Origin of the sequence: Shewanella phaeophyticola (assembly GCF_025398315.1) — a bacterium.
Taxonomy (GTDB): Bacteria; Pseudomonadota; Gammaproteobacteria; order Enterobacterales; family Shewanellaceae; genus Shewanella; species Shewanella phaeophyticola.
Window position 1 is genome coordinate 4,080,813 of record NZ_JAODOQ010000001.1, and the last position, 13,237, is coordinate 4,094,049.

Genomic DNA, 13,237 nt, shown 5'->3' on the forward strand with positions numbered 1-13,237 from the left:
TCCTATTTACCACGAGGCTTACGCTTAGGTTGCTGCTTCGGCTCTTCAATCGCTGGTACTAAACCGTCTAGAACTTCGCCTTTGAAGATCCAAACTTTAATACCAATCACACCATATTGCGTGTGACTTTCAGCAGTTGAATAGTCGATATCAGCACGTAGAGTATGCAAAGGTACACGACCTTCACGATACCATTCAGAACGTGCGATTTCAGCACCGCCTAAACGGCCGCTCACTTCAACTTTGATACCTTGAGCACCAATGCGCATTGCATTTTGTACCGCGCGCTTCATAGCACGACGGAACATAACACGACGCTCTAACTGCTGAGCAATAGAGTCAGCAACGAGCTTAGCGTCTAATTCAGGCTTACGGATCTCAGCGATGTTGATTTGAGCAGTCGTGCCAGTGATTTTAGACACATATGCACGTAATACTTCAACGTCTTCACCTTTCTTACCAATCACAACACCTGGACGGGCAGTGTGAATAGTAACGCGGATGCTCTTCGCTGGGCGTTCAATAACAATCTTAGATACTGATGCGGCTTTTAACTTTTCAGTTAAATATTGACGCACTTCCCAGTCGCTGTTCAGATTTTTTGCATAATCTGACTTATCTGCGTACCAGGTAGAGATCCAAGGCTTCGTGATACCCAGACGGATACCATTAGGATGTACTTTCTGTCCCATTGCTCTCTTCTCCTAGCGATCTGATACAACCACAGTAATGTGGCTGGTACGCTTCATGATACGATCAGCGCGGCCTTTAGCACGTGGCATGATACGCTTCATTGTTGGTGCCTTCATCTACGAAGACGGCTCCAACTTTAAGCTCATCAATGTCAGCACCTTCGTTGTGTTCGGCGTTTGCGATAGCTGAGTCAAGTACTTTTTTAACTAGTACGGCGGCTTTCTTTGGGCTGAAGGTCAAAATTTCGAGTGCCTTAGAAACAGGCAGTCCACGAACTTGATCAGCAACTAGACGAGCCTTCTGCGCAGACGTACGAGCAAAACGATGTTTAGCTAAAACTTCCATCTTATTCCTCCCGTATTAACGCTTCTTCGCTTTCTTATCTGCAGCATGGCCGCGATAAGTGCGAGTTGGTGAAAATTCACCAAGCTTGTGACCGATCATTTCGTCAGTTACGAACACAGGTACGTGCTGACGACCATTATGGACAGCGATGGTCAACCCAATCATGTTAGGGATGATCATTGAGCGACGAGACCAAGTCTTAATTGGCTTTTTGTCTCCCGCTTCCATCGCTTTCTCTACCTTCTTCAGCAAGTGCAGGTCAATGAAGGGACCTTTCTTGAGAGAACGTGGCATGGCGAATCCTCTTACTATTTATTACGACGACGTACGATGTACTTGTCAGTGCGCTTGTTGCTACGAGTTTTATAACCCTTAGTCGGCACACCCCATGGACTCACTGGATGACGTCCACCAGAAGTACGGCCTTCACCACCACCATGTGGATGGTCTACTGGGTTCATTGCAACACCACGTACTGTAGGGCGAATGCCTCTCCAGCGTTTAGCACCTGCTTTACCTAACTGGCGTAGCATATGCTCGGCATTACCAACTTCACCAAATGTCGCGCGGCAATCTACTGGAACTTTACGCATTTCGCCAGAGCGAAGACGTAGAGTTGCATAAGCACCATCACGAGCAACAACTTGTACATAAGCACCAGCTGAACGTGCGATCTGAGCACCTTTACCAGGTTTCATCTCAACAGCGTGTACAACACTACCTACAGGAATGTTGCGTAACGGCATTGCGTTACCAGTCTTGATGTCTGCATCCAAACCAGATTTGATTGCATCGCCAGCTTTCATGCCTTTTGCAGCAAGAATATAACGACGCTCACCATCTGCATACAGTACTAACGCGATGTGCGCTGTACGGTTTGGATCGTATTCAAGACGTTCAACTTTCGCAGGGATACCATCTTTATCGCGTTTAAAGTCGATTAGACGGTAGTGCTGCTTATGTCCACCACCAACGTGGCGTACTGTGATACGGCCAGTATTGTTACGGCCACCACTTTTAGATTTTTTCGCCAACAGGCCAGCAAAAGGTTTACCCTTATGCAGAGTCCGTATTCACCACTTTAACTACGTGGCGACGACCTGGAGAGGTTGGCTTACACTTAATAACTGCCATGATAATTCTCCTTTGCTTACTCAGCGCCGCCGACGAAATCGATGTCAGCACCAGCAGCTAAAGTAACATAAGCTTTTTTCCAATCGCTACGACGACCAACACGGCCACCGGTACGTTTAGTTTTGCCTTTGTTAACTAGAGTGCGAACTGAATCTACTTCAACTTCAAATAGCTTCGCTACTGCAGCTTTGATCTCTGCTTTAGTCGCATCGATTGCTACGCGGAAAACTACAGTGTTGTTCTTCTCAGCAACGACAGTACTCTTTTCAGAGATGTGCGGAGCTAGAATCACTTTTAGCAAACGTTCTTCGCGGATCATGCTAGCATCTCCTCGATTTGCTTCACTGCATCAGCAGTAACAAGAACAGTGTTAAACGCAATTAGACTTACTGGGTCAAGACCCGCTACGTCACGTACGTCAACTTTGTATAAGTTGCGAGCTGCTAAGAATAAATTCTCATCAACTTCAGCAGTAACAATTAGAACGTCTTCTAGGTTCATTGCTGCTAATTTAGCCTTCAACTCTTTAGTTTTAGGAGCTTCAACGCTAAATGATTCAACAACGACTAAACGCTCTTGACGTACCAATTCAGAAAGAATGCTCTTAAGAGCACCACGGTACATCTTCTTGTTAACTTTTTGGCTGTGATCTTGTGTTTTAGCAGCGAATGTAACGCCACCGCCACGCCAGATTGGTAGCCTTTAACACTACCGGCACGAGCGCGGCCAGTGCCTTTTTGGCGCCATGGCTTTTTACCAGAGCCAGTTACTTCCGCACGAGTCTTTTGAGCACGAGTGCCCTGACGTGCGTTTGCAGCGTAAGCTACAACTACCTGATGAACCAGTGCCTCGTTAAAGTCACGGCCGAAGGTAGTTTCGGAAACTTCAAGAGCGCTTTGCGCGTCTTTCAATACCAATTCCATTACTATCTCCTCAGACCTAAGCTTTAACTGCAGGCTTAATGATTAGATCACCATTGGTAGCGCCTGGAACTGCGCCGCGTACTAATAACAAGTTACGCTCTGCATCAACACGTACAACGTGTAGATTTTGAGTAGTTACTTGCTCAGCACCCATATGACCTGACATTTTTTTGCCTTTGAATACACGACCAGGCGTTTGGTTCTGACCGATAGAACCGTTCGCGCGGTGCGCCAATGAGTTACCGTGAGTCATATCTTGAGTACGGAAGTTCCAACGCTTAATACCGCCTTGGAAGCCCTTACCTTTTGATTGACCAGTAACATCTACTTTCACTACTTCAGCGAAAATATCAACATTAAGCTCAGCACCAACTTCAATGCCTTCGCCTTCACCATCTGCTAAACGCAATTCCCATAAACCACGACCGGCTTCTACGCCGCCCTTGGCAAAATGACCTGCTTCTGCTTTAGTGATGCGATTGGCTTTTTTGGTACCAGTAGTCACTTGAAGTGCACGGTAACCGTCAGTTTCTAAAGTTTTCACTTGAGTTACGCGGTTGCCAGCGACTTCAATCACTGTTACAGGGATTGACGTACCATCTTCAGTGAAGATGCGAGTCATACCCACTTTACGACCAATAAGACCGATAGCCATCTCTCAAACCTCTTCTAAGGATCTCAATTAACCTAAGCTAATCTGAACGTCGACACCAGCCGCAAGATCTAAACGCATTAATGCGTCTACAGTCTTTTCTGTTGGCTCTACGATGTCAACTAAACGCTTGTGAGTACGAATTTCATACTGGTCACGAGCGTCTTTATTAACGTGCGGAGAGATCAAAACGGTATAACGCTCTTTGCGTGTTGGTAGTGGAATTGGATCACGTACCTGCGCGCCTGTACGCTTAGCAGTTTCAACGATTTCCGCTGTAGACTGATCAATCAAACGATGATCAAAGCCTTTCAAGCGGATACGGATTCTTTGGTTCTGCATTGACCAGAGCTCCTAAAATGGACACATAAAAAATCACCCTCTAGCTTTTTCTTTATTAGAAAAGCAGAGCGAGATGATTTAACCGTTCGACTCCCAATCGGAGTCGCTATGAAAATGAAAAACCCTATTGGTTTAACATTATATTTAACGCTGCACATGTCAGCGAGTGGGCAATTATACAGATCTTTTATTGGAGATCAAGCCCATTGTGTAAATAGTCTTCAGAAAGTCTGTTCACAATCAATTGCTGCGCATTTTACACAAATTATGTATTTATGCCACTAGATTGTTTTGTTTTTTAAAAACAAAAAAGGAAGCCGAAGCTTCCTTTTTCAGTGTTCACTAAAGTCGCTATTACGCGATGATTTTAGCTACAACACCAGCACCAACTGTACGGCCACCTTCACGGATAGCGAAACGTAAACCGTCGTCCATCGCGATTGGGTAAATCAAAGTAACAACCATCTTGATGTTATCACCAGGCATAACCATTTCTACGCCTTCTGGTAACTCAATTGTGCCTGTTACGTCTGTTGTACGGAAGTAGAACTGTGGACGGTAACCTTTGAAGAATGGAGTGTGACGTCCGCCTTCTTCTTTTGATAACACGTATACTTCTGATTCGAATGTAGTGTGTGGAGTGATTGAACCAGGCTTAGCTAGTACTTGACCACGTTCTACGTCATCACGCTTAGTACCACGTAATAACACACCACAGTTCTCACCTGCACGACCTTCGTCAAGCAGCTTACGGAACATTTCTACACCAGTACAAGTTGTTTTAGTGGTCGCGTGAACACCAACGATTTCTACTTCGTCAGATACACGGATGATACCACGCTCAACACGACCTGTTACCACTGTACCACGACCTGAAATCGAGAATACGTCTTCGATTGGTAGTAGGAATGGCTTGTCGATGTCACGCTCTGGCTCTGGAATGTAGCTGTCTAGTGCTTCTGCAAGTTCGATTACTTTAGCTTCCCATGCCGCATCGCCTTCTAACGCTTTTAATGCAGAACCTTGGATTACTGGTAAGTCATCACCTGGGAAGTCATATTCTGATAGAAGTTCACGTACTTCCATTTCTACTAATTCTAGTAACTCTTCGTCATCTACCATGTCACATTTGTTCATGAATACGATGATGAAAGGTACACCAACCTGACGTGAAAGTAGGATGTGCTCACGAGTCTGTGGCATTGTAGCCATCTGTCGCTGCTACTACTAAAATTGCGCCGTCCATCTGTGCAGCACCAGTGATCATGTTTTTAACATAATCCGCGTGACCTGGACAGTCTACGTGTGCGTAGTGACGTGTTGGTGTGTCATATTCGATGTGAGAAGTATTAATGGTAATACCGCGCTCACGCTCTTCTGGAGCGTTATCGATTTGAGCGAAGTTACGTGCTTCACCACCATAAGTCTTAGACAATACTGCAGAGATAGCTGCAGTAAGAGTTGTTTTACCATGGTCAACGTGACCGATGGTGCCTACGTTTACGTGAGGCTTATTACGTTCAAATTTAGCTTTTGCCACGATAAATTCCTTTCTTTTCAGAAGTGCTCGTTTAATTCGAGCAATATAACATTGATGCCGTAACCGATATTAGTTACGAGATTCTATAATCGCTTTTGCAATGTTTTGCGGTGCATCTGCGTACTTGTAAAACTCCATAGAGTAAGAAGCACGACCCTGAGATGCAGAGCGCAAATCAGTCGCATAACCAAACATTTCAGATAGAGGTACTACCGCATGGACAAGTTTAACACCTGCGATGCCATCGTCCATACCTTCGATTATGCCACGACGGCGGTTTAAATCACCTACAACGTCGCCCATATAATCTTCAGGTGTAGTCACTTCTACTTTCATACAAGGTTCGAGCAACGAAGGGTTAGCGTCTAGCGCACCCTGTTTGAAGCCCATTGAACCTGCAATTTTGAACGCCATTTCGTTCGAGTCCACATCATGATATGAACCGTCAAACAATGTGACCTTCACATCAAGAACAGGATAGCCAGCTAATACGCCGTTTTTCATCTGCTCTTGAATACCTTTGTCAACGGCTGGGATGTATTCGCGAGGAATAACACCACCTACGACTTCATTGACAAATTCGTAGCCCGCACCTTCTTCAAGTGGTTCGAGTCTTAGCCAAACATGGCCAAACTGACCACGTCCGCCAGATTGACGTACGAACTTACCTTCCACTTCAACTTTCGAACGAATTGTTTCACGATAGGCAACCTGTGGTTTACCTACGTTACACTCTACACTGAATTCGCGACGCATACGATCAACGATAATATCCAAGTGTAGCTCACCCATTCCTGATATCAGTGTTTGAGCTGACTCTTCGTTGGTCTCGACACGGAAAGATGGATCTTCTGCTGCTAATTTTTGCAGCGCGATACCCATTTTGTCCTGATCGGCTTTCGAACGAGGCTCAACGGCAATGGTAATCACGGGTTCTGGGAACTCCATGCGCTCAAGAATCACTTTGTGATTGTTATCGCAAAGAGTATCACCGGTTGTAACATCTTTTAGACCTATAGCCGCAGCAATATCACCTGCACGAACTTCTTTTAGCTCGGTACGATCGTTTGCGTGCATTTGCACCATACGACCTATACGTTCACGTTTCTGCTTAACAGAATTGTAAACACCCGCGCCTGTCTCAAGTACGCCGGAATAAACTCGGATAAAGGTAAGTGTTCCAACAAATGGATCAGTCGCAATTTTAAATGCTAATGCTGCAAATGGTGCATTATCATCTGATGGGCGTTCAACTTCATTTTCGTCTTCGTCAATACCTTTAATTGCCGGTACTTCACTAGGCGCTGGAAGGAAGTCAATAACCGCATCAAGAACCGCTTGCACACCTTTGTTCTTAAATGCAGAACCACAGGTAGCAAGAACGATCTCATTATTAATTGTGCGCTGACGCAGTGCTGTTTTAATCTCTTGTTCTGATAACTCACCTTCTTCAAGGTATTTGTTCATCAGTTCATCTGAGGCTTCAGCTGCTGCTTCCACGAGATACTCATGCATATCGGCAGCTTTCGCTGCGAGATCTGCAGGAATGTCTTCATAAGTGAATGTCATTCCCTGATCTGATTCAGACCAGTTAATGGCTTTCATCTTAATTAAATCAATAACACCCTTGAAGTTCTCTTCTGCACCAATGTTTAATTGGATCGGCACACAAGTTGCGCCAAGGCGGTTACGAATTTGATTTATTACTCGGTCAAAATCTGCCCCTGCGCGGTCCATCTTGTTAACAAATACCATACGTGGAACGTGGTACTTGTCAGCTTGGCGCCAAACAGTTTCAGATTGCGGTTCTACGCCTGACGAGCCACAGAATACAACTACGGCTCCATCAAGTACGCGTAATGAACGCTCAACTTCAATCGTGAAGTCTACGTGACCTGGGGTATCGATGATATTAATACGGTGTTCAGTGAATTGAGCATCCATACCTCGCCAAAAGGTCGTTACAGCAGCAGACGTAATAGTAATACCACGTTCTTGTTCCTGTACCATCCAGTCGGTCGTGGCGGCGCCATCATGCACCTCACCGATTTTATGAGACATACCGGTATAGAACAGAACACGTTCTGTTGTCGTAGTTTTACCTGCATCCACATGAGCAACAATACCGATATTACGATACTGCTCAATTGGGGTTGTACGAGCCACTATTTATACCCTCTCAACTAAAACTTTTGGTTTTAGCAATATCAACAATATGGAGCGGGCAAAAGCCCGCTCCATCATATTACCAACGGTAATGAGCAAAGGCTTTGTTAGCTTCAGCCATGCGATGCACGTCTTCACGCTTCTTAACAGCAGTACCTTTGTTTTCAGATGCGTCTAGCATTTCACCTGCTAGACGTAGAGCCATAGATTTTTCACCACGCTTGCGAGCAGCTTCAACTAACCAGCGCATCGCTAGTGCGTTACGACGCACTGGACGAACTTCACATGGTACTTGATACGTTGAACCACCAACACGACGAGATTTAACCTCGACTGAAGGGCGTACGTTATCAAGAGCTGCTTCAAGGATAGTTAAATGGTTTTCGCTTTTCTTTTCAGCGACAACATCTAACGCCTTGTAGATAATTTTTTCTGCAGTCGACTTTTTGCCGTCCTGCATAATGACGTTGATGAACTTAGCCAACAACTCACTGTGAAACTTTGGATCTGGTAGGATTTTACGTTGTCCTACAACGCGACGTCTTGGCATATCAATTCTCCGTATGCTTCAGGTATTTCCAAAACTGGAATGTCAAATAAATACTAGCTTGGCCTTACTTAAACGGGATACGTTAAGACTTAGGACGCTTAGCACCGTACTTAGAGCGGCCTTGGCGACGTGAAGTCACGCCAGCACAGTCTAATGCGCCACGAACAGTGTGGTAACGCACACCAGGTAAGTCTTTAACACGACCACCACGGATGAGGATTACACTGTGTTCTTGCAAGTTATGGCCTTCACCACCGATGTACGAAGTTACTTCGAAACCGTTAGTTAGACGCACACGAGCTACTTTACGTAGTGCAGAGTTAGGTTTTTTAGGTGTTGTAGTGTACACACGAGTACAAACACCACGTTTTTGTGGGCACGCGTTCAACGCAGGCACATTAGTCTTTTCGACTTTTGGCGCGCGTGGCTTACGTACCAACTGGTTTACAGTTGCCATGTATAGCTCCGACAGTTGATTTAAACTCAACAATTAGGTGTGAAAAATCTATATCCCACAATGATGGGACGCGGAATTTTAGAAAGGTAATGGCTGCCTGTCAAGAAATAGCCAACTTTTCGTGCAAATTCCAATAAAAAAGGCGCCATTGGCGCCTTTTTTTAACAAATCGCTAACTTAATCTTGGCTACCAGCCAAATTTAGTAGATCTGCTAGGTTCTGTTCAGCTTCGCTTGCAGTTACAGTTGTTGCTTCCACTTTGCCTTTCGAACTTGCTTCTTTAGCGCGTTCTTCATTGCGAGTTTTGTGATAAGCATAGCCTGTACCAGCAGGGATCAAACGACCAACGATTACGTTTTCTTTCAGACCACGTAACGGATCGCTCTTACCACCAACGGCAGCTTCAGTTAACACACGAGTGGTTTCCTGGAACGAGGCAGCTGAGATGAATGATTCAGTAGCCAAAGATGCTTTGGTAATACCCAATAATTCACGTTCGAACGTTGCTGGTTCTTTCCCTTGAGCAATCAGCTCACGGTTAGCAATCTTCACACGCGCAACTTCAACTTGCTCGCCTTCTAAGAACTCACTGTCACCTGCTGTTGTGATTAAACACTTACGTAGCATTTGACGAATGATAACTTCGATGTGCTTGTCGTTGATTTTTACACCCTGCAGACGGTAAACATCCTGTACTTCGTTCACAATGTAGTTTGCTACGTTGTGGATACCACGAAGGCGTAAAATGTCATGTGCAGCTTCTGGGTAGCGTCAGCAATAACTTCACCACGTTCGACTTTTTCACCTTCGAACACGTTTAAGTTACGCCATTTAGGGATCATCTCTTCATAGTGATCACCGCCATCAGCTGGCGTAATCACTAGACGACGCTTGCCTTTTGTCTCTTTACCGAACGAGATTGTACCAGTGATTTCAGCAAGAATTGCTGGCTCTTTTGGTTTACGCGCTTCGAATAAGTCAGCAACACGTGGTAGACCACCGGTGATGTCGCGTGTTTTAGACGATTCTTGTGGAATACGTGCTAGAGCGTCACCAACGTTGATTTTAGCGTTATCGTCTTTCGATACAATCGCGTTGCCTGGTAAGAAGTATTGAGCTGGTACTTCAGTACCAGGGATCATTAAGTCATTACCATCTGCGTCAACTAGACGAATGGCTGGACGTAATTCTTTACCAGCAGAAGTACGCGCACCAATTTCAAGTACAACAACTGAAGACAAACCCGTTAACTCGTCAGTTTGACGTGTCATGGTTACGCCGTCGATCATGTCAACAAACTTAACACTACCCGCTACTTCAGAAATGATTGGGTGAGTATGTGGATCCCAGTTGGCGATAATTTCGCCTGGCGCCACTTCACTGTCTTCCAATTTCTCTAAAACGGTACCGTAAGGCACTTTATAACGCTCTTTCTCACGGCCTAGCTCATCGATGATGGCTAACTCAGAAGAACGAGACACGATAACGAGCTTACCGTCGATGTTAGAAACATGCTTAGCATTGTGTAACTTCAGAGAACCTGCGTTCTTAACTTGAACGTTGTTTTCTGCAGAAGCTCGTGATGCCGCACCACCAATGTGGAACGTACGCATGGTTAACTGTGTACCAGGCTCACCGATTGACTGTGCTGCAACAACACCAATGGCTTCACCGTGGTTAATAATATGACCACGAGCCAAGTCACGGCCGTAACATGCTGCACACACACCAAAGTCTGTTTCACAGGTAATTACAGAACGTACAATGACTTCATCGATACTGTTCTCTTCTAACGTGTCACACCATGCTTCATCAAGAAGCGTGTTCCGTGGAGCAAGTACTTCTTCAGTACCTGGCTTCAATACGTCAACAGCAACAACACGACCTAGAACACGTTCACGTAATGGCTCAACAACATCACCACCTTCAATAAGCGGCTTCATTGTTAGACCATGTTCAACGCCACAGTCATCTTCAATTACAACTAAGTCTTGTGCTACGTCTACTAGACGGCGAGTTAGGTAACCCGAGTTAGCTGTTTTCAATGCGGTATCGGCAAGACCTTTACGCGCACCGTGAGTAGAAATAAAGTACTGTAGTACGTTTAGACCTTCACGGAAGTTAGCCACAATTGGGGTTTCGATGATTGAGCCATCAGGCTTAGCCATCAAACCACGCATACCCGCCAACTGACGGATCTGAGCCGCACTACCACGAGCACCTGAGTCAGCCATCATATAGATGCTGTTAAACGATGCTTGTTTCTCTTCAACACCGTCACGGTTAACTACTGTCTCAGTTGACAGGTTTTCCATCATCGCTTTCGACACTTTTTCGTTAGCAGATGCCCAGATATCGATAACTTTGTTGTAACGCTCACCCGCTGTGACTAGACCTGACTGGAACTGCTCTTGAATTTCAAGTACTTCAGCTTCAGCATCGGCAACTAGCGTGTATTTCTCAGCTGGAATAACCATATCGTCGATACCTACGGAGGCACCTGAGATGGTTGCAAAACGGAAACCGGTATACATCAATTGGTCAGCAAAGATAACGGTATCTTTAAGACCTAGTTGACGGTAACACGTGTTCAATAGCTTAGAGATCTGCTTCTTACCCATGTTTTGGTTAACCAAATCATATGATAAGCCTTCTGGCAGGATCAATGATAAAAGTGCACGACCAACTGTAGTATCAATGATACGAGTGGCTTTAGTTCTTTCACCGTCTGCGGCTATTGATGTTTCAGTGATACGCACTTTAACGCGAGCGTGTAATTCTGCTGCACCTGTAGCATATGCTTTTTCTACTTCAGCAACTGAAGAGAAAGCCATGCCTTCACCGCGACCGTTAATACATTCACGGCTGGTGTAGTACAAACCTAATACAACGTCTTGAGACGGTGTAATTACAGGCTCACCGTTAGCAGGTGACAAAATGTTGTTGGTTGACATCATTAGCGCACGAGCTTCTAATTGAGCTTCAAGCGTTAATGGAACGTGAACCGCCATTTGGTCACCGTCGAAGTCGGCGTTGTATGCCGCACAAACTAACGGGTGCAATTGAATTGCTTTACCTTCAATCAGAACTGGTTCAAATGCTTGAATACCGAGTCTGTGAAGTGTTGGTGCACGGTTAAGCATTACTGGATGTTCACGAATCACTTCGTCTAATACATCCCATACTTCAGCCTGTTCGCGTTCAACCATCTTCTTAGCAGCTTTAATCGTAGTGGCTAGACCACGACCTTCTAACTTGCCATAAATAAATGGTTTAAATAGCTCAAGTGCCATCTTCTTAGGAAGACCACACTGGTGTAGACGTAAAGTAGGACCAACGGTAATAACCGAACGTCCTGAATAGTCAACACGCTTACCAAGTAAGTTCTGACGGAAACGACCCTGCTTACCCTTGATCATATCTGCAAGAGATTTAAGCGGACGCTTGTTAGAACCTGTAATAGCACGACCGCGACGACCGTTATCTAATAGCGCATCAACTGACTCTTGTAACATACGCTTTTCGTTACGTACGATAATGTCAGGCGCAGCTAGATCTAACAGACGCTTCAAACGGTTGTTACGGTTAATCACACGACGATAAAGATCGTTAAGATCTGACGTCGCGAAACGACCACCGTCTAACGGCACTAATGGACGTAGATCAGGTGGAAGAACCGGTAATACTTTTAAGATCATCCACTCTGGCTTGTTGCCAGAGGTGAAGAATGCTTCCATCAGTTTAAGGCGTTTTGTCACCTTTTTACGACGGGTTTCAGAATTGATTGAAGGCAATTCTTCACGCATTTGTTCGATCTGTTCTTCTAAGTTGATAGCACGTAGCAATTCTAAAACTGCTTCTGCACCCATCTTAGCTTCAAACTCGTCACCGTATTCTTCTAACGCATCAAGATACGTTTCTTCGGTAAGCATTTGGCCGCGCTCAAGCGTGGTCATGCCAGGCTCGATAACAACAAATGATTCGAAGTACAGTACGCGTTCAATATCACGTAACGTCATATCCAGCATTAAGCCGATACGTGACGGAAGTGACTTTAAGAACCAAATGTGGGCAACTGGACTAGCCAATTCAATGTGACCCATGCGCTCACGACGCACTTTAGTCTGGGTAACTTCTACGCCACACTTTTCACAAATCACACCACGGTGCTTTAAACGTTTGTATTTACCACACAAACATTCGTAATCTTTAACCGGACCAAAGATACGCGCACAGAACAAACCTTCACGCTCAGGCTTGAATGTACGGTAGTTAATGGTTTCTGGCTTCTTTACTTCACCAAAAGACCAAGAACGGATGAGATCTGGCGAAGCCAAACCAATTTTGATTCCGTTAAATTCTTCAGTCTTACTTTGCTGCTTAAGAAACTTTAATAAGTCTTTCACGTTTCTCTCCTGAAGGAGTTAAACCAGGT

General features: G+C 45.1%; 8 protein-coding genes and 5 pseudogenes. All 13 read right to left on the reverse strand.

Annotation, left to right across the window (positions count from 1 at the left end):
* Positions 1-2: 2 nt before the first annotated feature.
* A complete protein-coding gene (rpsC, locus tag N4T56_RS18925; RefSeq protein ID WP_188923001.1) occupies positions 3-692 on the reverse strand; it encodes a 30S ribosomal protein S3 in 690 nt (229 codons plus the stop codon).
* Positions 693-704: 12 nt separating this feature from the next.
* Positions 705-1,038, reverse strand: a pseudogene (rplV, locus tag N4T56_RS18930) (50S ribosomal protein L22).
* A 15-nt stretch (positions 1,039-1,053) separates the two neighbouring features.
* Complete coding sequence (gene rpsS / locus N4T56_RS18935; protein ID WP_006083596.1) at positions 1,054-1,332, reverse strand: 30S ribosomal protein S19; 279 nt, start codon at positions 1,330-1,332, stop codon at positions 1,054-1,056.
* Between the two features lie 14 nt (positions 1,333-1,346).
* Positions 1,347-2,172 (reverse strand): annotated as a pseudogene (rplB, locus tag N4T56_RS18940) (50S ribosomal protein L2).
* A gap of 16 nt (positions 2,173-2,188) precedes the next feature.
* Complete coding sequence (gene rplW, locus N4T56_RS18945) at positions 2,189-2,491, reverse strand: 50S ribosomal protein L23 (protein ID WP_124729276.1); 303 nt, start codon at positions 2,489-2,491, stop codon at positions 2,189-2,191.
* Positions 2,488-3,095 (reverse strand): annotated as a pseudogene (gene rplD / locus N4T56_RS18950) (50S ribosomal protein L4). Before rplD ends, rplW begins: the two are co-directional and overlap by 4 nt.
* A gap of 16 nt (positions 3,096-3,111) precedes the next feature.
* Positions 3,112-3,750, reverse strand: coding sequence for a 50S ribosomal protein L3 (gene rplC / locus N4T56_RS18955; RefSeq protein WP_188923005.1), 639 nt, complete (start codon positions 3,748-3,750; stop codon positions 3,112-3,114).
* A 27-nt stretch (positions 3,751-3,777) separates the two neighbouring features.
* Complete coding sequence (gene rpsJ / locus N4T56_RS18960; protein WP_261734287.1) at positions 3,778-4,089, reverse strand: 30S ribosomal protein S10; 312 nt, start codon at positions 4,087-4,089, stop codon at positions 3,778-3,780.
* A 354-nt stretch (positions 4,090-4,443) separates the two neighbouring features.
* Positions 4,444-5,629 (reverse strand): annotated as a pseudogene (gene tuf, locus N4T56_RS18965) (elongation factor Tu).
* A gap of 69 nt (positions 5,630-5,698) precedes the next feature.
* The gene (fusA, locus tag N4T56_RS18970) at positions 5,699-7,795 is read right to left on the reverse strand and encodes an elongation factor G (RefSeq protein ID WP_188923174.1); all 2,097 of its coding nucleotides are present in this window, start codon (positions 7,793-7,795) and stop codon (positions 5,699-5,701) included.
* Positions 7,796-7,874: 79 nt separating this feature from the next.
* Positions 7,875-8,345, reverse strand: coding sequence for a 30S ribosomal protein S7 (gene rpsG, locus N4T56_RS18975; RefSeq protein ID WP_160056453.1), 471 nt, complete (start codon positions 8,343-8,345; stop codon positions 7,875-7,877).
* 82 nt (positions 8,346-8,427) lie between these two features.
* Positions 8,428-8,802, reverse strand: a complete 375-nt coding sequence (gene rpsL, locus N4T56_RS18980) for a 30S ribosomal protein S12 (RefSeq protein ID WP_101033703.1) — start codon at positions 8,800-8,802, stop codon at positions 8,428-8,430.
* A gap of 177 nt (positions 8,803-8,979) precedes the next feature.
* Positions 8,980-13,208: pseudogene (rpoC, locus tag N4T56_RS18985) on the reverse strand (DNA-directed RNA polymerase subunit beta').
* Positions 13,209-13,237 lie beyond the last annotated feature (29 nt).